Genomic DNA, 20,863 nt, shown 5'->3' on the forward strand with positions numbered 1-20,863 from the left:
GCTCGTGTCACGCTCGTGGCATGACGACAGCCGTGACCTTCCCGCGCCGCTACCGCGCGGCTCCGGACCGCAACGCGCGACTCGGCCGGGTGCTGCGGCTCGTCGCGGGCGTCGACCGGGTCGACGAGGCGCTCCTGCAGCGGATCGGCGCCGGCTTCGGCGAGCGGGACGAGCTCGGGGCCCGGCTCGCCGAGGCGATGCGGCGGCGCGGCGACGATCCCGAGCGCGTGACGATGGCGCAGTTCCGGACGGCGCTCGACCACGGGGTGGACGCCGTCCCCGCGGCACCGCGCGTCCTGCGCGACTTCTTCGACGTGGTCGAGCAGGAGCCGCCGTGGTTGGACCGCGCGCTCGTCGAGGAGGGGGTGCGGGTCTTCCGCCGCTTCGGCCGCAACGCCGCGGACGTGCTGCTGCAGTTGTCGCTCATCGGCGGCTACCGCTTCGGAGGGCCGCCCGACCTGCTGGTCGCGACGGGAGGGCTCTCCGGCGACAGCACCCGCCGCCGGCTCGCCGAGACCCAGTCGTGGGCCGTCGCGGTGACGACGCCGGGCGGGCTGGAGCGCAGTGGCGAGGGCTGGCGCGCGACCGTGCACGTGCGGGCCATGCACGCCCTCGTGAACCACACGTTCACCCCGCGCTGGGACGTCGAGCGGTGGGGGCTGCCGATCAACCAGGCCGACCAGGCCGGAACGCTCGGCCTGTTCGACGGCACGCTGCTGCTGGGGGTCAGGGCGCTCGGCGTGCCCGTGAGCCGACGCGAGTCCGACGCCGTGATGCACCTGTGGAAGTACGCGGGCTGGCTCATGGGGGTCGGCGACGAGTGGCTCGTCGACACCGAACGCGAGCGACACCGGATCAACTACCACGTCGTGCTGGCCCAGGAGAGCATCACGGACGCCGGTCCGCGGCTGGCCCAGGACATCGTGGCGGTGCTCGGCACGCTGCCGCACGGACGGTGGAAGCGCGAGCGGAACCTCAGCATGCTGAGCACGTTCCTGGGCCGGGAGAGCATGCGCGAGCTCGGTCTGCCGTGGCGGCCGCCGTGGGCCCACGTGATGCTGTGGGCGTCCAACACCGGACGTCATCGGATCCTGCGGCGGCTGCCGGGCGGCCGGGACCGGCTCGAGCGTCGTGGCGCGGCCGAGGCCGACCGCATCCTCGCCGAGTACTACGGCTCCGCCGAGCGCGGCGTCGCGGACCTGCCGCACTGACCCCGCGTCAGGACACGAGGGCGACGGCGATCGCGGCGATGCCCTCGCCACGGCCGGTGAGGCCCAGACCGTCGGTGGTGGTGCCCGAGAGCGAGACGGGTGCCCCGATCGCCTCGGAGAGCACAGCGGTCGCCTCGTCGCGGCGCGTCGACAGCCGCGGCTCGTTGCCGATCAGCTGGACGCTCACGTTGCCGACGGCGAGCCCCGCCTCACGGACGAGGTCCGCGGCGGCGCGCAGGAACTCGGTGCCCGAGGCGCCGGCGTACCGGGGATCGTCGGTGCCGAAGCGGCTGCCGATGTCGCCCAGGCCGGCGGCGGCCAGGACGGCGTCGACGATGGCGTGCGCGACGCAGTCGCCGTCGGAATGACCCTCGAGGCCGCGCTCGGCGTCCGGCCAGTGCAGGCCGGCGACCCACAGGGGACGGCCGGGAACCAGGTGGTGGACGTCGGTGCCGATGCCGACCCGGGGTGCGGTCACGGTCAGAACGCTAGCGCCTTGCTCGTGGGCGCGATGACGTAGGAGACGCCGCCGCTGCCCTTGAGCCAGGCTCGCTCGAACTGCGCGCGATCGTACGTGCGCTTGACCATCGCGTCGTTCCGGCCGGCCGGGTCGTTGACGATGACGTTGCCGGCGGCGGTGAATCCGCGCACGACGATCAGGTGACCCGGCGTCGAGCTGATCGGTGCTCCCGACAGCTCGCCGCGGCCGAACGCCACCGAGACGACCACGGGAACGCCCTTCTTGACGTACGCCTCGACCGAGCGCAGGTCCTTGAGCCGGTGCACGACAGCGTCGGTGCCGTAGCGCGACGCGTACGCCGTGTTGAACGGCCACGTCCCCGTGCCCTCGTAGGCGGTGTCGTACGTGTAGCGGGCGGCGTGGTCGACCCACGGGTCGGCGCCCTTGGCCCACGCGTAGCTCTTCGCCGACGGGCCCAGGCCCCAGTAGCGCAGCACCATGATCGTCGAGGTCGGCGAGCACCACGCCTCCCCGCCTCCGCCGTACTGCGGGTAGTGACCCCGGTGGATCATCTGCGAGTACGCGGGGACCGCGAGGTCGACGGCCTTGCTCATCGTCGTCTTCGACGTGGCGACGGACTTCGTGACGTACGAGGAGACGACCGCCGAGACGCCGGTGACGACGGGACTCTTGACCTTCGCGGTCTTGCGGTACATGCCGACCTGGATCTGCCACGACGAGAAGGTCTTGCCGGTGCGCGTGCGGACGGTGTCCGTGTCGACCCACGCGAGCGAGTCGGTCTGCTTGCCGAACGTCGTCCGCTTGCCGCCGGCCAGTCCGTGGCGCCACATGGCGATCCGCTTCCAGCCGGTCGTGGTCTTCCCGTCCGAGAGCCGCACCCACACCTTGAGCCAGGACCCGTCCGGGATCTTCGAGACGTTCCACGACGGGACCAGGGTCCGGCCCGTCGAGGCCTTCACCCACGGCGAGCGCCACGCCTTGCCGGTCCTGCCGGCCGGGATCGAGGCGTTCGGCTCCCAGCGCGAGAGCTGGGGCGTGGGGTAGGTGGCCGCCTGGGCGGCGGTGGGCGAGACCAGGACGGAGGCGAGCAGGACTGACGCGACGAGACCACTCAGCAGGCCTCCGACGGGGAAGAGTCGGCGGTTCACCGCCTCAGGCTAGGTGAAATGTGAGGCAGAAGATAGGCAAGTGACGCGGTTGCCTGACGGTGATCAGTGCGGCCAGTGCCGCACCACCGTGTCGAGGGCGTCGAGCATGCGCTCCCACGACTCGGCCGGGGGCGGTGCGCTGTGGTCGAAGGCGCCGGCGGCCTCCAGTTCGAGGAATCCGTGCACGGTGCTGCTCACGATCCGCACGGCGTGGACCCGTTCGGTCTCGGGGATCGCGTAGCCGCGCAGCATGGCGGAGGTCAGCGTTCCGATGCGCGGACCGGCGCTCGATCGGGCGGCCGCGGTGTCGACGCGGCGACGCGACGCCGCGTATCGACCAGGATGCTGCGCGGCGTACACGCGGTACGTCGCCGCCCAGGCGCCCAGCGCATCGCGTCCGGCCCGCCCGGACATCGCCTCCGACAGGGCGTCTGCCAGCTCGGCCAGGGCGAGCAGCGTGACGCGGCGCAGCAGGTCCTCGGAGCCGACGACGTGGCCGTAGAGGCTGGCCGGCCTCACGCCGAACTGCCGCGCGACCGCCGAGACGGTCACCGCCTCGAGCCCGCCGCGATCGGCGAGGTCGGCGGCGGCGCGTGTCACGAGGTCGACGGTCAGTCCGGCGCGGGGCATGGCCCCATCCTACGACATGTAGTCCATTTCCTATGGGGCGTAGGATGGACGCATGGAATCCTTCGGCCACGACGCCATCCGGCGTGCCTTCGTGAACTCGTCCAAGAGTCGGGCCGCGGCCATGAACCTGCCCCGGCCCTGGCCCCTGGAGCGCCTCGATGACCTCGACTACCTCGGCTGGGCCGACCCGAAGGCACCCCAGCGCGCCTACCTCGTCGTCGGTCCGCCCGTCGCCGATCGACTCGTGGCGATCGAGCTGCGACTGGGCGAGACGGCCGGCCCGCGGCGGCGCACGATGTGCGACTGGTGCCACACGCAGGACGCCGACGGGGGATCGCGACTCGTGGTGGCACCCCGCGCCGGATCGCGAGGGCGGGCCGGCAACAGCGTCGGCGTCTACGTGTGTGCCGATTTCGGCTGTTCGCTCCGGGCGCGGCAGCCGCTGAAGGCTCACCAGCGTTCAGTCTCGGGCTCGCCGGACCGCCGGGTCGACGACCTGCGCGCGCAGGTGGCGGAGTTCGTCGGGCGCGTCCTCGAGGTCGGCTGAGCGGGGCGCGCTCGCGCGACACCGGCGGTGACGTCCGGGCCGATAGGCTTGGCGGGTGACGCTGCACCTCTACGACTCGGCCACCCGGCAGTCGCGAGCCCTCGACCCGGTCGTCCCCGGCAAGGTCGGCATCTACCACTGCGGCCTCACCGTGCAGGGCCCGCCGCACATCGGCCACATCCGCAAGGAGGTCGTCTTCGACGTCCTGCGTCGCTGGCTGGAGCGCTCGGGACTCGAGGTCACGATCGTCGCGAACGTCACCGACATCGACGACAAGATCCTTGCGAAGGGCGTGGAGAACGACGAGCCGTGGTTCGCCGTCGCGTACCGCAACGAGCGCGCGCTGCACTCGGCCTACGAGGTGCTGGGCTGCCGGCCGCCGACGTACGAGCCGCGCGCGACGGGCCACGTCCCCGAGATGATCGAGATGATGCAGACGCTCATCGAGCGCGGCCACGCCTACGCCGCCGACAACGGCTCGGGCGACGTGTACTTCGACGTGCGGTCGTGGCCCGACTACGGCGAGCTCTCGAACCAGCGCGTCGATGCGATGGAGCCGGCGGCCGACGCTCCCGCCGAGGGCAAGCGCGATCCGCGCGACTTCGCGCTGTGGAAGGGCCACAAGCCCGGCGAGCCCGAGTCCGCGTCGTGGCCGACCCCGTGGGGCCGCGGCCGACCCGGCTGGCACCTCGAGTGCTCGGCGATGGCCGCGAAGTACCTCGGCACCGAGTTCGACATCCACGGCGGCGGCCTCGACCTGCGCTTCCCGCACCACGAGAACGAACTGGCGCAGTCGCGCGCCGCGGGCCAGCAGTTCGCGCGGATCTGGATGCACAACGCGATGCTCAACCTCGGCAACTCCAAGATGAGCAAGAGCGTCGGCAACACGCTCATGGTCAGCGAGGTCGTCAAGCGGGTCCCCGCGATCGCCCTGCGCTACTACCTCGTCGCCGCGCACTACCGCTCGATCATCGAGTTCAGCGAGGAGTCGCTGGCCGAGGCCGCGACGGCCTTCGAGCGCATCGAGGGCTTCTGCCTTCGCGCCGCGGAGCTCGTCGGCGCCGGCGAGCCGGGCGACGTGCCCGCGGCCTTCGCCGCCGCGATGGACGACGACCTGTCCGCACCGGCCGCGCTGGCCGTCCTGCAGGGCACGGTCGGTGAGGGCAACAAGCTGCTCGCGGACGGCGCATCGGAGTCCTTGGCCGAGGTGCTGGCCGCGGTGCGCGGCATGCTCGACGTGCTCGGCCTCGACCCGTTCACCTGGCATCGGGCGGACGGCGCCGTGTCGGGGGCGGCCGAGGCGCTGTCACAACTCGTGGACGTGCTGCTCGCCGAACGCGCGGAGGCCAAGGCCGCGAAGGACTGGGGTCGCGCCGATGCACTGCGCGACCAGCTCACCGCCGTGGGCATCGAGCTCGAGGACACCTCCTCGGGTACCCGTTGGAATCTGAAGGGTGGCCGCTGATGGCCGGGAACAGCCAGCGCCGAGGCGCGATCAAGAAGACCGGGAAGGGCAACCCGACCGCCGGGTCGGGCGGTCGTCGCCGTCAGGGCCTCGAGGGCAAGGGACCCACGCCACGCGCCGAGGACCGCCCGAACCACAAGAAGTACAAGATGGCCAAGGCTGCCGACAAGCGTCAGAGCGGCCGGCCGAAGCGGCGCTCCGAGGACGGTCCCGAGCTCGTCGTCGGGCGCAACTCCGTCGTCGAGCTGCTGCGCGCCAAGGTGCCCGTCGTGGCGCTGCAGGTCGCCGAGGGCATCGACCGCGACGACCGTGTGCGCGAGATCTTCCAACTGGCCGCGGACCATCACGTGCCGCTGCTCGAGGTCGCCCGCGCCGAGCTGGACCGCATCACGTCCGGCGCGGTCCACCAGGGCATCGCCGCCAAGCTCGAGGCCTACGACTACGCCGATCCCGAGGAGCTGCTCGAGCGGGCGGCCGAGCTGGGCCAGCCCCCGCTCATCGTGATCCTCGACTCGATCACCGACCCGCGGAACCTCGGCGCGATCGTGCGCTCGGCCTCCGGCTTCGGGGTGCACGGCGTCGTGATCCCCGAGCGCCGCGCGGCGCACATGACCGCCGCGGCCTGGAAGACCTCGGCCGGCGCGGCGGCCCGCGTGCCCGTGGCCCGGGCCACGAACCTGACGCGGCTGATCAAGTCGTACCAGGAGTCGGGCCTCATGGTGATCGGTCTGGCCGCCGACGGCGATGCCGAGCTGCCGGACGTCGCCGGGTCGCTCGACCTCGCGACGGGTCCGCTCGCGGTCGTCATCGGCAGCGAGGGCAAGGGCCTGTCCCGCCTCGTCGGCGAGAACTGCGACCACCTGGTCTCGATCCCGATGTCCTCCGAGCTGGAGTCGCTCAACGCCTCCGTCGCCGCCAGCATCACGCTCTACGAGATCAGTCGCGCCCGCGCCTGAGCGCTGAGCGTGACGTTCGAGGGCCCGAATCGGTGATTTCGGCCCTCGAACGTCACTGCCAGCGGCCCCTCAGCCCAGGACGCGGTCGAGGTACGCGTTCGTGAACTTGCGCTCGGGATCGAGGCTGTCACGGACCTGCACGAAGTCGTCGAACCTGTCGTAGACCGTGCGGAAGTAGTCGGCCCCGAGGGTGTGCATCTTGCCCCAGTGTGGCCGGCCCTCGTGCGCCGTGAAGATGTCCTGCATCGCCGCGAAGTACGAGGCCGGGTCCGTGCGGTGGTACTGGTGCACCGCGAGATAGACGTTGTCGCGCTCGTGGCCGGTCGAGAGCCAGATGTCGTCGGCCGCCGTGAACCGCACCTCGATCGGGAACGACACGAGCTCGCTGCGCCGGGCGAACCACTTCTGCATCTCACCGATCGCCTCGACGGCGGCGGCCCGCGGCAGCGCGAACTCCGACTCACGGAACCGGACGCGACGCGGCGAGATGAAGACCTCGTGCGACGTGTCGGTGTACTCGCGGGCGCTCAGCATCGATCCGGAGATGCCGTTGATGCGCGGGATGAGGCTCGGTCGCCCCGCGGCCACGCGCTGCACGCGCTCGTAGACCGTGTTCGAGAGGAACTCGTCATCGAGTCGGTGCCGCCACGCCGGGAGCGGCGCCCGGGACGTCCCCTCCGGGACCCGGTTGTTCCGCTTCGTCAGCGCCTTGTCGGTGTGCGGGAAGAAGTAGAACTCGAAGTGGTCGTTGTCGTCCACGAGCGGACCGAGGTCGGCCAGCACGGCCGACAGGGCCATCGGCTCCTCGCGCGCGTGCAGCAGGAACGCCGGGACGCACTGCAGCGTCACCTCGGTGACGATGCCCAGGGCGCCGAGGCCGACGCGCGCCGCGCCGAACAGGTCGTGGTGCTCGTCGATCTCGTGGACCTGACCGTCCGCGGTCACGAGCTGCAGCGCGACGACCGCCTTGGCGATCCCGAACAGCTGTGCGCCCGTGCCGTGGGTGCCCGTGGAGGTGGCGCCGGCGACGGACTGCGGATCGACGTCACCGAGGTTGGGCAGGGCCAGCCCGAGCGCGTCGAGTCGGCGGTTGAGGTCGTGCAGGCTGATGCCGGCCTGCACGCGCACGCGACCCGTGGCGGTGTCGGCCGTCATCACGTGGTTCATCCGGTCGAGGCGCAGCAGGACGCCCTCGGTGGCCGCGATCGGGGTGAACGAGTGGCCCGCACCGACGGCCTTCACGCTGGGATGCGCTGTGACGAGCGCGACGACCTCCTCGGTCGAGGCCGGGTGGGCGACGAGATCCGGTGTCGTGCTGACGTTGCCCGCCCAGTTGGTCCAACTGCTCATCCGAAGTTCTTTCCCTCTCCTCGATACGTGGGCACCAGCGTCGCGTTGCCGCTCGCGTCGACGAGCGCGACCCGGTCGAAGCGCTCGCACATCTCACCGGCCTTGGCGTGCCGGAACAGTACCCTGTCGCCGATCGCCAGCGTCTTGGCGGCCTTGCCGCGCAGCGGCGTCTGCACCTCGCCGGCACCCTCGGCACCGTACAGCTCGAGGCCCTCGGGCCAGACGGGGGCGGGCACGCGCGAGTCGCCGGCGGGGCCGGAGGCGATGTAGCCGCCGCCGAAGCACGTCGCACCGTCGCGCGACGGCTTGCGGACGACCGAGAGCGCGAAGAACGCGGCGGGACGCGGCGTGAAGGAGCGGTAGCCGTCGAACAGGGTCGGCACGAACAGGCCCGATCCGGCCGTGAGCTCCGTGATGTTGCGGTCGTCGCGCCACACGTCGAGGCTGCCGGTGCCGCCCGCGTTGACGATCTCGAGATCGGTGAGCTGGCGGACCGCCTTGACGATCCGCTTGCGCCGGCTCCGCAGCTCGTTCGCGGAGCGGCGCTTGACCAGGCGGATCGCCGGTCCGCTGTCGGGCATTCCCGCGATCTGCGCGTCGTAGAACATCAGGCCGACGAGGCGATACCCGGGCCGATCGGCGAGCTGTGCCGCGATCCGCTTCGTCTCGCGACTCGTGTGGACGGGCGAGCGGTGCGCACCCAGGTGGGCACCGAGGACGCGCAACGACGAGTCGACGTCCAGGCACAGCCGGATCGGCGGGTGGTCGGTGCCGACGAAGGAGTCGATCAGGTCGAGCGCCTCGACCGAGTCGACCATGACCGTGATCGCCGCGAGTCGGCGCTCGTCCTTGACGAGCTCGGCGTAGGCCGCGCGGTCGACGCTGGGGTAGGCCAGCAGGATGTCCTCGACGCCCTGGTCGGCGAGCCAGATCGACTCGGCCAGCGAGTACGTCATGACACCGCGGAAGCCGCCGAGCGTCAGGGCGTTCTTGATGATCGACCGCACCCGGACCGATTTCGTGGCGAGCCGGACCGGGACGCCGCCCGCGCGGCGCGTCAGGTCGGCGGCGTTGGCCCAGAGCGCCTCCTCGTCGATCAGCGCGAAGGGCGTGTCGAGCGAGGCGGTCGCGGTGAGGAGTCGGGGGAACGGGGGTGTCGGAACGGCGGGAGGCACGGGCCAAGTATGTATCGTGACCGGGTGCGCCGGCCGGTCCTGTTCCTCGTGTTGGCCGTTCTCGCGCTCGCCGGCTGCACCCGTGGCGACGACGGCGCGACGCCGACCCCCGATCCCCAGCCCACGCCGACCGTGGAGATCACGTTGGCCGACCTGGGCATCGACGACTGGCCGATGGCGACGTCAGCGCAGTTCCCGCCCGCCCCCGCCCGCCCGGCCGAGGTGACGAGCGCCGAGTACGCCCGGATGGTCGCCGCGATCGAGACGTGGGCCCAGCAGGCCGCGACCGCTCCCACGACGGTCGGCGAGGGCCTCCCGGTGGCGCTCGCGGACATGATCGACTCCGTCGCCGACCAGCAGCCGGCGCCGGGGCTCGCCCGGGGCAACGTGCTCGACCCGGCGCTCGAGGTGCTCGGATCGCGCATGACGGCGGCGTGGCAGGTCCATTCGGCCGACGACACGACGACCGTCTCGCTGCAGACCCGCGCCGCCTACGAGGTGCGCGCACCCGACGGCCTCGTCCGGGTGATCGGGGTGCTGCGGACGCAGGGCCTCTTGGCCGGCCAGGACGGCGGCGACTGGGGGACCCAGATGGGCTGGCAGGAGTTCGGCGCCGCGGACTGCGCGACCGCCCTCGACGACTTCCTCACCCCCGGTGGCGACGCCGACGACCAGGAGTCGGACCTCTCGGTCTTCGTCGAGATCGGCGACGGCTCCGAGGCGGTCACGCCCGCGCTCGACGACGACGACCTCGTCGACGACGACTTCGTCCAGCGTTGCCGGGCAGGCCGCGTCTGAGCCTCGCTAGGATGAGGCGGTCCGCGCCCCCGTAGCTCAGTCGGTAGAGCGCCTCTCTTGTAAAGAGGATGTCGCGGGTTCGAATCCTGTCGGGGGCTCCGCGGCGGCGGTGCGGGTGACCGCGGCCCGGGCGTACGGTCGGGGCATGGACTCCACGGACCTCGCCCGACTCGGCCGTGACGAGCTCGCCTCGGCACGCACCGCCCCCAGTGGCCGCAGCGCGGTCGCGCTGCACCGGGGCCGGTACCACCGCCTGCGCCAGACGCTCATCGCGCTCGCGGCCGACCGGCTGCTCGGCGAGCACGACGCGCCCCCCGAGGCGACGCTGCAGGTGCTCCAGGGCCGCGTGCGCCTCTCCGCCGGCAAGGACGTCTGGGAGGGCGGCGTGGGGGAGCTGCTCGTGATTCCCGGCGAGCGGCACGACCTGCAGGCGCTCGAGGACGCCGTCGTGCTGCTGACGACGGTCGTCGAGGCGAGATGACGATCCGGGTCCGGCGCGTCCACGGGGAGCCGGACCCCGACGACGGCCACCGGGTCCTGGTCGACCGGCTGTGGCCGCGAGGCGTGTCCAAGGAGCGCGCCGCGCTCGACGTGTGGCTCAAGGACGTGGCGCCGAGCGACGGTCTGCGCCGCCGGTTCCACGGAGCGGAGATCGGCTTCGAGGAGTTCGTCGACGCGTACCGGGCCGAGCTCGACGCGAACCCGCACGTGGACGAGCTGCGCGCCGTCCTCGCCGCGAACGACGTCGTGACCTTCCTCTACGCCGCGCGGGACGAGGAGCACAACCACGCCCTCGTGCTGCGCGACTGGATCGAGGAGCACCCGGCCGACGGGCGTTAGGCTCCGCGACATGCCGGTGCTGCTCGTGGTCGTCGGGCTGGTCGCCCTCGTCCTGGGTGCCGAGCTGCTCGTTCGCGGCGGCTCGACGCTCGCCAGCCGGCTCGGCATCCCGCCGATCGTCGTGGGCCTCACGGTCGTCTCGATCGGCACGAGCCTGCCGGAGCTGGCGATCGGCATCGACGCGGCGTCTCGCGGCGCCGGACCGCTCGCGGTCGGCAACATCGCCGGGACGAACATCGTCAACCTGCTGCTGATCCTGGGGCTGTCCGCGGCGATGGTGCCGCTGACGATCGCGCTGCGCACGATCCGATTCGAGCTGCCCGTCGTGGCCGTCGTGTCGGTGCTGCTCGTGATCCTGTGCCTCGACGGGCTGCTCTCGCGCACCGAGGGGGTGCTGCTGCTCGTCGTGGCGATCGCCTACACGCTCGCGGTGGTCCTGATGGCGGTGCGCGATCCGGCTCGCGACGACATCGAGGCGCCGGCCCCGGTCGCCGGCAGCCTGGGTCGCGACCTGCTGCTGATCGGTGGAGGACTCGCGGTCGTGGTGGTCGGCGCCGACTGGCTCGTCGTCGGCGCGGTCGACCTCGCGACGCAGCTCGGCGTGAGCGAGGTGGTCATCGGCCTGACCGTCGTCGCGATCGGCTCGTCGGCGCCCGAGCTCGTGACGACGGTGCTCTCGACCCTGCGCGGGGAGCGGGACATCGCCGTCGGAAACCTGATCGGGTCGAGCGTCTACAACATCGCGCTCATCCTGGGCATCACCGCGATCACCGCTCCGCTGGAGGTGACGAGCGAGCTGATCCGGGTCGACCTGCCGGTCATGGCCTTCGTCGCCGTGGTGCTGATCCCCGTCTTCATGACGGGGCGCCGGGTCTCGCGCGCCGAGGGCATCGCCTTCGTGCTGGCGTACGCGGCGTACCTCACCGTGATCCTCACGACGCGTACCTGACACGTCGAACGGCCCGGCCTGAGAGGATTCGACTCATGGAGAACCCCTCGGCGCACAGCGACTTCATCCTGACGTTCGTGTGCCCCGACCGGGTCGGCATCGTCGCGACGATCGCGTCGACCCTCGCCGCGGACGACTGGACGATCACCGAGAGCCAGCAGTACGCCGATCCCGACACCCTGCGCTTCTTCATGCGGGTGCGGTTCGCCGCCGACCGCGACGTGCCGATCGAGGCCGTGCGCGCCGTCCTCGAGCCCGCCCTCGAGCCGTTCGACATGGACTGGGAGCTGCACGATGCGAGCGCCCCGCTGCGGGTCGTCGTCATGGTGTCGAAGCAGGGCCACGTCCTCAACAACCTGCTCTTCCGCACGCGCGAGGGCCAGTTGCCGATCGAGATCGTGGCGGTCGTGTCGAACCACCCCGACTGGCGCGACGTCGTCGAGTGGCACGGCATCGACTTCCACCAGGTCGAGGTCACGGCCGAGACGAAGGCGGACGCCGAGCAGTTCGTGCTCGACCTGATGGAGCGCACCGGCGCCGAGTCGCTCATCCTCGCGCGGTACATGCAGATCCTGTCGGACCGGATGTGCCGGGCGGTGCACGGCCGCGCGATCAACATCCACCACTCGCTGCTGCCCAGCTTCAAGGGAGCCCGTCCGTACGAGCAGGCACACCGGCACGGCGTGAAGGTCATCGGCGCGACGGCCCACTACGTGACGGCCGACCTCGACGAGGGGCCGATCATCGAGCAGGACTTCCGCCGCGTCGACCACCGCTCCTCGGCCGCGCAGCTGGCCGCGATGGGTCAGGACCTCGAGGCCGGAGCCCTCGTCCACGCGGTGCGCGCCCACGCCGAGCACCGCGTGCTGCTCAACGGGATGAAGACGGTCGTCTTCGACTGAGCCCGTCAGGCGTCGTCCGGCTCCTCGGTTCCGGCGACGGCCCGGACGTCCAGCTCCCGGTCGGCTGGTGTCGGTGAGAAGCCCGCGTCGTCGGCGTCGGTCAGCAGCGCCTCGTCGATGCGCTCGTTGGCGTACCGCAGGATCGACGCGACGGTGGCGGCGACCGGCACCGCCAGGAACGCGCCCGTGATGCCGAACATCGCGCCGCCGGCCGTGACGGACATCAGCACGATCGCGGGGTGCAGGTCCATGCTCTTGCCCTGGAGCATCGGCGAGAGCACGTTCCCCTCGAGCTGCTGCACCACGATGATCACGATCAGGACGATGAGCGCGTCCTTCGGCGAGTTCGTCACGAGCGTCACGAGCACGGCGATGGCACCCGAGGCGAAGGCGCCCACGATCGGGATGAACCCGCCGAGGAACGTGATGACGGCCAGCGGCACCCACAGCGGCTGGCCCACGATCGCGAGCGCGGCACCGATGAGCGCGGCGTCGATGAAGGCGACGAGCGCCTGCGTGCGGATGAAGCCGCCGAGTGTCGTCCAGGCCCGGCTGAGCATCTCGCGCAGGTGACCGCCGGCGCGGTGGCCACCCAGCTTCTCGACCCACGGCAGGAAGCGGTGGCCGTCCTTGATGAACAGGAACGTGAGGATCAGCACGAGGACCGTGTTGACGAGGACGCCGGTCGCGGCGCCCACGACTCCGATGGCGCCGGTGCTGATGTCCAGGGCGCTGTCCTTGAGCCACTGCTCGACGTTGTTCAGGGCGTTCGTGATCTGGCCCTGCTCGATGTTCAGGGGGCCGCTGATGAGCCAGTCCTGGATCTCGGCCACGCCGCTGGCGGCGCGGTTGGCGATCTCGGGGGACTGCTCGACGAGCTGCGGGATCAGGATCGAGAACAGGAACACGAGGGCGGCCAGGAAGGCGAGCATGACGATGCCGGCCGAGGCGGCGGCCGGCAGACCGGCCTTGCGCAGGCGCTGGGCCGGCGGTCCGAGGACGGTGGCGAACAGCAGCGCGAGGCAGACCGGGAACCAGACCACCCACGTGTGGCCGATGAACCAGCCCAGGACGAACAGTCCGGCGGCCAGGACGACGAGCCGCAGCCCCCACTTCTGGGCGACCGCGAAGCCGCGGTCGATGACGGCCGCGCGGTCGCGGATTCGAGTCTCGCTCACGCGTTCACCCTAGCCCGGCAACCGCCAGTCGACTGGCTCAGCGCCCTGGGCTCGCAGCGCGTCGTCGGCACGGCTGAAGGGCCGCGATCCGAAGAACCCGCGCGAGGCCGAGAGCGGGCTGGGATGCGCCGACTCGATCCGCGGCACCGCCCCGAGTCGCGGGGCCAGCGACTGCGCATCGCGCCCCCACAGGATCGCGACGAGCGGGCCGCCCCGCTCGACGAGGGCGGCGATCGCGCGGTCGGTCACGGTCTCCCAGCCCTTGCCGCGGTGACTGGCGGGCTGTCCCGGGCGCACGGTGAGGCACCGGTTGAGCAGCATCACCCCGCGGTCGGCCCAGGCCGACAGGTCGCCGTGCGCGGCCGGCGCGATACCGAGGTCGGCCTGCAGCTCGGTGTAGATGTTGACGAGGCTGCGCGGGAGCGGTCGGACGTCGGGCCGCACCGAGAAGGACAGCCCCATCGGGTGGCCGGGCGTCGGGTAGGGGTCCTGGCCGGTGATGAGCACGCGGACCTCCGCCATCGGGGTCCGGAAGGCGCGGAAGATCGCGTCGGGCTCGGGCAGGTAGCTGTTCCCGGCGGCGATCTCCTGCCGGAGGAACTCGCCCATCGCGTGGACAGCGTCCTCGACGGGCGCCATCGCCTCGGCCCAGTCCGGCGCCATCAGGCCCTCGAGGGTCATCGGTCCGCCTCGAGGGCGCGCGGGGCGAGGGCGCTGGCGACGAGGCACAGCGCGAACGGGACGAGGAAGGCCGTCGTGAGCGACACCCAGTGCGTCAGCAGGCCGATGATCGACGGACCGCTGAGCAGGGCGACGTAGCCCATGCCCGTGACGCGGGCGATGATCGCCGCGCCGTGCCGGGGATCGACGTTGCCGGCCGCGCTGAAGAACTGGGGCACGCACCCCGCGAGACCGAATCCGACGACCGCCCAGCCGACGATCGCGACCGGCGGTGTCGGAGCGACGATCGCGATCGCGAGGCCGAGGGCGCCGACGAGCGCGGCCCAACGGACGAACCGGCCCGGTCCGGTGCGCTCCACGACCCGGTCGACGACGAGTCGCGTCGTGAACATCGTGAGGCTGAACGCGCCGTAGGCGACCGCGGCGACGGCCGCGGTCGTGCCGAGCTCGTCGCGCAGGTGCACCGTGCTCCAGTCGTACGCGACGCCCTCGGCGAGCATGAGCGCGAACGCGAGCGCGCCGAGCAGGACGATGCGGCCGGTCCAGGGCGGCCGTGCACCGCGCTCGTGCTCCTCCTGCACGTCGTGGTCGAGCAGGTGCGGCCGGACCACGACGACGAGCACGAGCCCGATCACGGCGAAGACGACGAAGTCCACGGGCACGGGCCATCCGGCGGCGAGCATGAGGCCGCCGATCGTCGAGGCCGCGAAGCCGCCGGCGGAGAACCACGCGTGGACCGACGACATGATCGGCCGGCCGTACGCGCGCTCGACCGTGACCGCCTGGGCGTTCTGCGCGACGTCGACGATGCCGTTGGACGCGCCCAGGAGTGCGAGGGCGGCGGCGAGGGCCCACACGTTCGTGGCGACTCCCGGCAGCACGACCGCACCGCACATCGCGAGCAGGGCGGCGGTGACCGCCCGCGCGCTACCGGTGCGATCGACGAAGAAGCCGGCGGCCTGCATGCCGAGCCACGCGCACACGCCCATCCAGAGCAACAGGGTGCCGAGGGTCGCCGCCGAGATGTCCGTGCGGTCCATGATCACGGGGATGTGGACGATCCAGGCGCCGAGCAGGAAGCCGTTCGTGAACAGCAGCGACGAGGTCGCCATGCGTGCGCGCTTGAGCCCGGCGTCGATCACGCATCGAGCCTAGGGCCCCGGCGTGGGCGGTGCCTGACGCACCCTCGCGAGGCTGGTCGGGTGCGTAACTCACCGCTCCCCGGGGTGGGCGGTGTCTGGCGAACCCTCCGGGGCGGTCAGAGGTGCGTAGCTCACCGCTCCTCGGGGTGGGCGGTGTCTGGCGAACCCTCCGGGGCGGTCAGAGGTGCGTAACTCACCGCCCACGGGCACCGAGCGTTCTTGACCCACCGCTTCACGACCGCCCCGGTAGGCTGGGCCGGTTGTGTCTTCCGCTCTCTCCTCGTACCGCAGCCTCTGGGGCGCCGCCGGCGCCTCGTTCGTCGTGGTCGCCTTCCTCGGGCGCATTCCGCTCGCGATGAGCCAGATGGGCGTGCTCCTGCTCATCGCCCAGACCACGGGCTCGTACGGGACCGCCGGAGCCACCGCCGGAGCGCTGGCCGTTGCGAACGCGCTCGGCTCCCCGGTCTTCGGCGCGGCCGCCGACCAGATCGGCCAGCGTGCCGTCGTCCTGGTCCAGTCGGTCGCGGGTGCGATCGGTCTGGCCGCGATCGTCCTGCTGGCCCGGCAGGACGCCGCGACCTCCAACCTGCTCGCGATGGCCGCGATCACTGGGCTGGCGCTGCCCCAGGTCGGCCCGCTCGCCCGGGTGCGCTGGCGACCCGTGCTGCGCCGCCGCGTCGACGAGGGCCGACTGTCCACCGGCGAGGTGGACCGCTACGTCGATCTCGCCTTCTCCTACGAGGGCGCCGCCGACGAGGCCTCGTTCGTCCTCGGACCGGCGCTCGTCGGCGTGATCGGCGTGCTCGTGGGAGCCGACGGGGCGCTGCTCGCGGCCGCGGGTCTGCTCGTGGTGTTCGGCTCGGCGTTCGCGCTGCACCCCACCTCCGAGCTCGTGCCGCGGCGCAGCGAGCACGAGGACACGCACGGCGTGAAGCTGTGGACCGCGGCCTTCCTCGTGCTGGCCCTCGCGGTGTTCCTCATGGGAATGCTGTTCGGCAGCATCCAGACCGGCACGACCGCGCTCGCGACGGCGCAGGGCCACCCGGACGTGGCCGGCCTGATCCACGCCGTGCTCGGCATCGGCAGCATGGTCGCCGGTCTCTCGATGGCAGCCGTGCCCGCCCGAGTGCTCTACGCGACCCGGATGGCGTGGTCCGCGGGGGCGATGATCGTGCTCGCGCTGCCGCTGCTGTTCGTGCACACGATCCCGCAGCTCGTCGCGACGATCGCCCTGATGGGCTTCGCCGTCGCTCCCTACCTGATCAGCGCGTTCGCGCTCGCCGGGCTGATCGTGCCGCCCGCGCGCATCGGCACGGCGATGACGTTCATGGCCGGTGGCACCGGGCTCGGCTACGCCGCCGGCGCCTCGGTGGCCGGACGCGCCGCCGACGGCGCCTTCGGTCCGTCGGGCCCGACCCCGGCGTTCGTCGTCACGATCGTCTCGATGGTGGCGGCCTTCGTGCTGGCGCTCGCCGCCCAACGAACCCTGCGGGCGGCCAAGATCGCCGCGTGACAGCGGGTCAGCGGCCCCGGGCCAGCGACTCCTCGAGCGCGGCCTTCGACGCGGGCCACTCGTCGTCGAGCATCGAGAAGGTCACGGTGTCGCGCCAGGAGCCGTCGTCGCGCCGCTTGTGCTTGCGCATGACGCCCTCCTCCGCGGCACCGAGCCGTGCGATCGCGGCCTGGGAGCGGGTGTTGCGGATGTCGGTGTGCCACACGACGCGCACGCAGCCGAGGTCCTCGAACGCCCGCGTCATGAGCAGCAGCTTGAGCTCGGTGTTGAGCCCGGTGCGCCAGAACCTGCGGCCCAGCCACGTGTGACCGATCGCGACGGTCCGCAGGCCGGGACTGACGTCGTAGAAGGTCGTCATGCCCGCGACCTCGCCCGTGCGCAGGTCGACCTGCGCCCACGGCACGAGCTCGGGGTTGGCGAGGTACCACGCGATCCGCTTGGCGGCGACCTCCTCGGTCATGACGTCCCAGCCGATCAGGTGCTCGAAGACGGCCGGGTCGTCGCCGGCGGCCGCGAGACCGGCGGCGTGGTCGAGCGTGAGTGGCTCGAGTCGCGCGATCGTGCCGGTCAGCACGACCGGGGTGCGCCACGTGTCGTCGGGCATGGCCGTCACACCGGGTAGACGAGGTCGAAGCGCTCGAGCACGACCGGCATCCCCGGCTCGAACTCCCGGTCGTGCTCGCGATGTTCCGTGAAGAACTGCTCGTGGTCGGCGCGCCACGTCTCCAGCGTGCGGTCGCCCTCGCCCTCGAGCCACGCATGCTCCGCGGTGACCTCGTCGAAGGGGACGACCTCGACCGCGGTGGTCTTGATGAGCGCCCGCGGGTGGCCCGTGCCGTCGAGCACGATGCTCAGATCGCCGACCTGCGGGATCTGCTCGTTCGCGGCCTCGTAGTCCCACAGCGAGCCGGCCGTGGCCGTCTTCGTGCCAGCGAGGACGAGTTGGAGCAGTGCCTCGGCGACATCGGGAGTCGCGCCGAACGACCACGCGGGCGGCGGCAGGACCTCGCCGGCGACCGTGCCGAGGTATCCGGGCACGGGGTTGATCCGCAGTTGGTGCCGCGCGGCGGCCCAGAACCGGTCGATCTCCTCGCCCTCGCTCATCGCTCCAACCTACCGGCTGAGCCGGTCGAGGAACGCGATCATGAGCGCCTCCCGCACGCGCGGGGGCGCGACGTCGACGAGGGCATTGACCGGGCCGAGCCGCGCGGGGATCGCCACCTCGCCACCGGCGCCGGCCAGACCCGCGAGGGCGAGCAGTCCGTCGAACGCCTCGTCGTCGAGCGTGTCCGGGTCGAGGCCGGCGGCGGCCTCGGCGAGGAACGGGTCGATCGGGACGGGGCCGGCCGTCGCCGCCTCGGCGGTCGCCTCGGCCAGCGCCGTGAGGAACTCGGGCACGGACGCGGCCGTGGCGGCGCAGATCGTGAGGTGCAGCGTCGGCGGCTGCTCGCCGAACCGCATCTGCGGCTGGACGAACCAGCCCCGATCGAGCATGAGGTCGCTGATCGTGAACACGTCGACGGCGTCGTCGGTGCCGAGGGCGATGAGCGAGGAGTCCGGCTCGACCACGACGTGCAGGTGCTCGATCCCGGCGATCCCCTCGACGAGTGCGCGGGTGCCTTCGAGCGTGCGCGCCACGAGGTCGCGGTAACCGGCGTCGCCGATGAGGCTCACGACCGCCCACGCGGCCGCGAGCGGTCCGCCCGACTTCGTCGACTGCATCGTGGCGTTGAGCATCGTGTAGCCGGGCCAGTCGGCGTGGGCGAAGTACTGCGCCCGCCGCAGGGCGGGCGAGGCGTGCAGCAGGAGCGAGACGCCCTTCGGCGTGTACGCGTACTTGTGCAGGTCGACCGACAGGCTCGTGACTCCCTCGACGGCGAAGTCCCACACCGCGTCGGTGCCGGACCACGGCAGCACCCAGCCGCCGATGCAGGCGTCGACGTGCAGTCGCAGTCCGCGCTCGCGGGTCACGGCGGCGATCTGCTCGACGGGGTCGATCACCCCGTGCGCGTAGGAGGGCGCCGAGACCGCGACGAGCACGCACCGCTCGCCCAGCCGGTCGATCGCGGCCGTCATCGCCGGGACGTCGGCGCGGAAGTCCGGACCCACCGGGACCGCGACCAGCTCGACGCCGAAGTAGTGGGCGGCCTTCGCGAACGCGGCGTGGATCGTGGTCGGCACGACCATCGCCGGGCGCTCGACCGGGTGGGCGTCGCGGGCCGTCTGGACCGCCAGCAGGATCGACTCGGTGCCGCCGCTCGTGACGGTGCCGACGACCTCGTCGCTCGCGTGCAGGATCGACCGCGCGAACGCCACGAGGTCGGCCTCCATCGACAGCAGGCTCGGGAACGCGGTCGGGTCGAGGCCGTTCGTCGAGGCGTACATCGCGAGCGCCTTCTTGGCCACCTCGTCCGCCTCGGCGATGCCGGAGTCGTAGACGTAGGCGAGCGTGCGACCGCCGTGCGTGGGCAGGTCGCCCGCCGCGCGGGCGCGCAGCTCGGCGAGGATCTCATCGGGGGTCACGTCCCGAACCTATCCGCGTGTCCACCGGGGGCGGTGCGCTGGGTCCGACCGCCCCAGCGGCGGGGTCTCAGGCCAGGAGGCGGTCGTCGAGGCGGTAGCCCCGCAGCAGCAGCAGGCTCGCGCCGGCCAGCACGGCGGGGACGATGGAGAAGCCCAGGGCGATGGCGAGGCGCGCGCTGTCGGGCTGGGCGACGTCGTCGCCGGAGGACGACACGTACCCGCCGAGCGCCAGCACGACCGCGTAGATCCCGGGGCCGAGGGCCAGGCCGAGGGTCTCGCCCGCGGTCCACACGCCGGTGAAGACGCCGATCCGGTTCGTGCCGCTGCGCGCCGAGTCGTCGGCGGCCACGTCCGGCAGCATCGCCATCGGGAAGACCTGGGCGCCCGCGTACCCGACTCCGACGATCGCCGCCGCGGTGTACGTGAGGCCGAGCCAGCCGGAGTGGGCGGCCAGCAGGACGAGCATGCCGACGACGAGGAAGACCGTGGAGACGGCGTACCCGGACCGCTTGCCGCGGGTCGCTGCGAAGCGCTCCCACAGTGGCGTGACGAGCAGGGCGGGCGCGACGAAGGCGACGAACAGGAAGGTGCTCGCGGCGCTGCTGTCCAGGAGGTCCTTCGCGACGTAGGCGACGCCAGCCAGCACTGTGCCGATCGCCGCGGCCTGCATGACGAAGGTCGCCAGCACCGCGCGGAAGTCGGGGTTCGCCGCGACGAGTCGCAACTGGTCGCGGAACGAGCCCGGAGCGCTCGCCGTCGGGTGCTCGGGCGCACCCTTCGTGCCCCACCAGGCACCGAGGACGCCGAGCGCGATGATCAGTCCGACGTAGCAGCCCATCGCCGCGTGGCCGAACGCGTCCGCGACGATCGGCGCCGTGGCCCCCGACAGCAGGATCGTCAGCGCGAGGATCGCGACCCGCCACGTCATGAGCCGCGTCCGCTCGGCGTAGTCGAGCGTCAGCTCGGCCGGCATCGCGACGTACGGCACCTGGAAGAACGCGTAGGCGCTGGCGCACCCGAGGAACCCGATCGCGACCCACGCGGCGCCGAGCGCCTTCGGGTCGGTCGGGCCGGCGAACATCACCGCGAAGAGCACCGCGAGCGTCAGCCCGCCGCGCAGCAGGAACGGCCGACGCCGTCCGCCGGGATTCGTCGAGCGGTCGCTGATCCGGCCCGCGATCGGGTTGAGCACGACGTCCCACGCCTTGGGCGCGAAGACCAGGAACCCCGCGAGGGCGGCCGCGATCCCGATCTCGTCGGTGAGGTACGGCAGCAGCAGGAGGCCGGGGACGGTGCCGAACGTGCCGGTCGCGACGCTGCCGAGGGCGTAGCCGCGGCGGACGCGGGGGGACAGCTCAGACGTCATGCGCACAT

Annotated in this window: 22 protein-coding genes and 1 tRNA gene; 11 read left to right on the top strand and 12 right to left on the bottom strand. The window is 72.1% G+C overall.

From position 1 onward, the window contains the following. Positions 1-20 precede the first annotated feature (20 nt). Positions 21-1,211, top strand: coding sequence for an oxygenase MpaB family protein (locus ACT26F_RS15530; protein WP_471671453.1), 1,191 nt, complete (start codon positions 21-23; stop codon positions 1,209-1,211). A gap of 7 nt (positions 1,212-1,218) precedes the next feature. Here ACT26F_RS15530 and ispF read toward each other — a convergent pair whose 3' ends face one another. From ispF to ACT26F_RS15545, 3 genes are all read right to left on the bottom strand, one after another. Beyond that, positions 1,219-1,689: a 2-C-methyl-D-erythritol 2,4-cyclodiphosphate synthase gene (gene ispF / locus ACT26F_RS15535; RefSeq protein WP_471671454.1), complete on the bottom strand. Its 471-nt coding sequence runs from the start codon at positions 1,687-1,689 to the stop codon at positions 1,219-1,221. A 2-nt stretch (positions 1,690-1,691) separates the two neighbouring features. Further along, the gene (locus tag ACT26F_RS15540; RefSeq protein WP_471671455.1) at positions 1,692-2,840 is read right to left on the bottom strand and encodes a C39 family peptidase; all 1,149 of its coding nucleotides are present in this window, start codon (positions 2,838-2,840) and stop codon (positions 1,692-1,694) included. 63 nt (positions 2,841-2,903) lie between these two features. Then, on the bottom strand, positions 2,904-3,470 hold the full coding sequence (locus ACT26F_RS15545; protein WP_471671456.1) for a TetR/AcrR family transcriptional regulator: 567 nt from the start codon (positions 3,468-3,470) through the stop codon (positions 2,904-2,906). Positions 3,471-3,522: 52 nt separating this feature from the next. Between ACT26F_RS15545 and ACT26F_RS15550 the strand changes: the two genes are divergently transcribed. The 3 genes from ACT26F_RS15550 to rlmB are packed head-to-tail and all read left to right on the top strand — an operon-like array spanning position 3,523 to position 6,438. Further along, a complete protein-coding gene (locus ACT26F_RS15550; protein WP_471671457.1) occupies positions 3,523-4,017 on the top strand; it encodes an FBP domain-containing protein in 495 nt (164 codons plus the stop codon). A gap of 55 nt (positions 4,018-4,072) precedes the next feature. Further along, a complete protein-coding gene (gene cysS / locus ACT26F_RS15555) occupies positions 4,073-5,482 on the top strand; it encodes a cysteine--tRNA ligase (RefSeq protein WP_471671458.1) in 1,410 nt (469 codons plus the stop codon). Continuing rightward, complete coding sequence (gene rlmB / locus ACT26F_RS15560; RefSeq protein ID WP_471671459.1) at positions 5,482-6,438, top strand: 23S rRNA (guanosine(2251)-2'-O)-methyltransferase RlmB; 957 nt, start codon at positions 5,482-5,484, stop codon at positions 6,436-6,438. The genes cysS and rlmB overlap by 1 nt, the downstream gene beginning before the upstream one ends. 69 nt (positions 6,439-6,507) lie before the next feature. Here the strand turns inward: rlmB and ACT26F_RS15565 are convergent, their stop codons facing one another. Both ACT26F_RS15565 and ACT26F_RS15570 read right to left on the bottom strand, forming a co-directional pair. Beyond that, a complete protein-coding gene (locus ACT26F_RS15565) occupies positions 6,508-7,788 on the bottom strand; it encodes a D-arabinono-1,4-lactone oxidase (RefSeq protein ID WP_471671460.1) in 1,281 nt (426 codons plus the stop codon). Next, positions 7,785-8,963 carry an amino acid deaminase/aldolase gene (locus ACT26F_RS15570; RefSeq protein WP_471671461.1) on the bottom strand — a complete coding sequence of 393 codons (1,179 nt, stop codon included), beginning with the start codon at positions 8,961-8,963 and terminating at the stop codon, positions 7,785-7,787. The genes ACT26F_RS15565 and ACT26F_RS15570 overlap by 4 nt, the downstream gene beginning before the upstream one ends. Before the next feature lie 24 nt (positions 8,964-8,987). Between ACT26F_RS15570 and ACT26F_RS15575 the strand changes: the two genes are divergently transcribed. The 6 genes from ACT26F_RS15575 to purU all read left to right on the top strand — a co-directional run bounded on the left by ACT26F_RS15575 (position 8,988) and on the right by purU (position 12,452). After that, complete coding sequence (locus ACT26F_RS15575) at positions 8,988-9,761, top strand: hypothetical protein (RefSeq protein ID WP_471671462.1); 774 nt, start codon at positions 8,988-8,990, stop codon at positions 9,759-9,761. A 25-nt stretch (positions 9,762-9,786) separates the two neighbouring features. Further along, positions 9,787-9,859 (top strand) — tRNA-Thr (locus tag ACT26F_RS15580). Positions 9,860-9,906: 47 nt separating this feature from the next. Then, a complete protein-coding gene (locus tag ACT26F_RS15585) occupies positions 9,907-10,242 on the top strand; it encodes a cupin domain-containing protein (RefSeq protein ID WP_471671463.1) in 336 nt (111 codons plus the stop codon). Next, complete coding sequence (locus tag ACT26F_RS15590; protein WP_471671464.1) at positions 10,239-10,601, top strand: DUF488 domain-containing protein; 363 nt, start codon at positions 10,239-10,241, stop codon at positions 10,599-10,601. The genes ACT26F_RS15585 and ACT26F_RS15590 overlap by 4 nt, the downstream gene beginning before the upstream one ends. A gap of 10 nt (positions 10,602-10,611) precedes the next feature. Continuing rightward, positions 10,612-11,550, top strand: coding sequence for a calcium/sodium antiporter (locus ACT26F_RS15595; RefSeq protein WP_471671465.1), 939 nt, complete (start codon positions 10,612-10,614; stop codon positions 11,548-11,550). A gap of 35 nt (positions 11,551-11,585) precedes the next feature. Further along, a complete protein-coding gene (gene purU, locus ACT26F_RS15600) occupies positions 11,586-12,452 on the top strand; it encodes a formyltetrahydrofolate deformylase (protein ID WP_471671466.1) in 867 nt (288 codons plus the stop codon). Between the two features lie 5 nt (positions 12,453-12,457). On the opposite strand, the gene ACT26F_RS15605 is transcribed toward purU, so the two are convergent. Genes ACT26F_RS15605 through ACT26F_RS15615 form a run of 3 tightly spaced genes read right to left on the bottom strand, consistent with a single transcriptional unit; the run spans position 12,458 to position 15,453 of the window. After that, a complete protein-coding gene (locus ACT26F_RS15605) occupies positions 12,458-13,630 on the bottom strand; it encodes an AI-2E family transporter (RefSeq protein ID WP_471671467.1) in 1,173 nt (390 codons plus the stop codon). Positions 13,631-13,639: 9 nt separating this feature from the next. After that, entirely contained in the window at positions 13,640-14,311 is a 672-nt protein-coding gene (locus ACT26F_RS15610; RefSeq protein WP_471671468.1) for a uracil-DNA glycosylase, read from the bottom strand. Beyond that, the gene (locus tag ACT26F_RS15615; protein ID WP_471671469.1) at positions 14,308-15,453 is read right to left on the bottom strand and encodes an MFS transporter; all 1,146 of its coding nucleotides are present in this window, start codon (positions 15,451-15,453) and stop codon (positions 14,308-14,310) included. The genes ACT26F_RS15610 and ACT26F_RS15615 overlap by 4 nt, the downstream gene beginning before the upstream one ends. 262 nt (positions 15,454-15,715) lie before the next feature. On the opposite strand from ACT26F_RS15615, the gene ACT26F_RS15620 reads away from it, so the two are divergent. Next, positions 15,716-16,966: an MFS transporter gene (locus ACT26F_RS15620; RefSeq protein WP_471671470.1), complete on the top strand. Its 1,251-nt coding sequence runs from the start codon at positions 15,716-15,718 to the stop codon at positions 16,964-16,966. A 7-nt stretch (positions 16,967-16,973) separates the two neighbouring features. Here the strand turns inward: ACT26F_RS15620 and ACT26F_RS15625 are convergent, their stop codons facing one another. From ACT26F_RS15625 to ACT26F_RS15640, 4 genes are all read right to left on the bottom strand, one after another. After that, entirely contained in the window at positions 16,974-17,570 is a 597-nt protein-coding gene (locus ACT26F_RS15625; RefSeq protein WP_471671698.1) for a GNAT family N-acetyltransferase, read from the bottom strand. 5 nt (positions 17,571-17,575) lie between these two features. Further along, positions 17,576-18,070, bottom strand: a complete 495-nt coding sequence (locus ACT26F_RS15630) for an ASCH domain-containing protein (RefSeq protein ID WP_471671471.1) — start codon at positions 18,068-18,070, stop codon at positions 17,576-17,578. A gap of 9 nt (positions 18,071-18,079) precedes the next feature. Continuing rightward, complete coding sequence (locus ACT26F_RS15635) at positions 18,080-19,489, bottom strand: pyridoxal phosphate-dependent decarboxylase family protein (RefSeq protein ID WP_471671472.1); 1,410 nt, start codon at positions 19,487-19,489, stop codon at positions 18,080-18,082. 67 nt (positions 19,490-19,556) lie between these two features. Further along, positions 19,557-20,855: an MFS transporter gene (locus tag ACT26F_RS15640; RefSeq protein WP_471671473.1), complete on the bottom strand. Its 1,299-nt coding sequence runs from the start codon at positions 20,853-20,855 to the stop codon at positions 19,557-19,559. Positions 20,856-20,863 lie beyond the last annotated feature (8 nt).

This window comes from Aeromicrobium sp. SP1 (assembly GCF_055663785.1).

What these genes read in the sequence shown, in the direction of transcription:
- ACT26F_RS15610 (WP_471671468.1), bottom strand. Translation starts at nt 14,311, where the DNA reads ATGACCCTCGAGGGCCTGATGGCGCCGGACTGGGCCGAGGCGATGGCG.
- purU (WP_471671466.1), top strand. Translation starts at nt 11,586, where the DNA reads ATGGAGAACCCCTCGGCGCACAGCGACTTCATCCTGACGTTCGTGTGC.
- ACT26F_RS15545 (WP_471671456.1), bottom strand. Translation starts at nt 3,470, where the DNA reads ATGCCCCGCGCCGGACTGACCGTCGACCTCGTGACACGCGCCGCCGCC.
- rlmB (WP_471671459.1), top strand. Translation starts at nt 5,482, where the DNA reads ATGGCCGGGAACAGCCAGCGCCGAGGCGCGATCAAGAAGACCGGGAAG.
- ACT26F_RS15625 (WP_471671698.1), bottom strand. Translation starts at nt 17,570, where the DNA reads ATGCCCGACGACACGTGGCGCACCCCGGTCGTGCTGACCGGCACGATC.
- ACT26F_RS15530 (WP_471671453.1), top strand. Translation starts at nt 21, where the DNA reads ATGACGACAGCCGTGACCTTCCCGCGCCGCTACCGCGCGGCTCCGGAC.
- ACT26F_RS15630 (WP_471671471.1), bottom strand. Translation starts at nt 18,070, where the DNA reads ATGAGCGAGGGCGAGGAGATCGACCGGTTCTGGGCCGCCGCGCGGCAC.
- ACT26F_RS15550 (WP_471671457.1), top strand. Translation starts at nt 3,523, where the DNA reads ATGGAATCCTTCGGCCACGACGCCATCCGGCGTGCCTTCGTGAACTCG.
- ACT26F_RS15640 (WP_471671473.1), bottom strand. Translation starts at nt 20,855, where the DNA reads ATGACGTCTGAGCTGTCCCCCCGCGTCCGCCGCGGCTACGCCCTCGGC.
- ACT26F_RS15585 (WP_471671463.1), top strand. Translation starts at nt 9,907, where the DNA reads ATGGACTCCACGGACCTCGCCCGACTCGGCCGTGACGAGCTCGCCTCG.
- ACT26F_RS15565 (WP_471671460.1), bottom strand. Translation starts at nt 7,788, where the DNA reads ATGAGCAGTTGGACCAACTGGGCGGGCAACGTCAGCACGACACCGGAT.
- ACT26F_RS15590 (WP_471671464.1), top strand. Translation starts at nt 10,239, where the DNA reads ATGACGATCCGGGTCCGGCGCGTCCACGGGGAGCCGGACCCCGACGAC.
- ACT26F_RS15595 (WP_471671465.1), top strand. Translation starts at nt 10,612, where the DNA reads ATGCCGGTGCTGCTCGTGGTCGTCGGGCTGGTCGCCCTCGTCCTGGGT.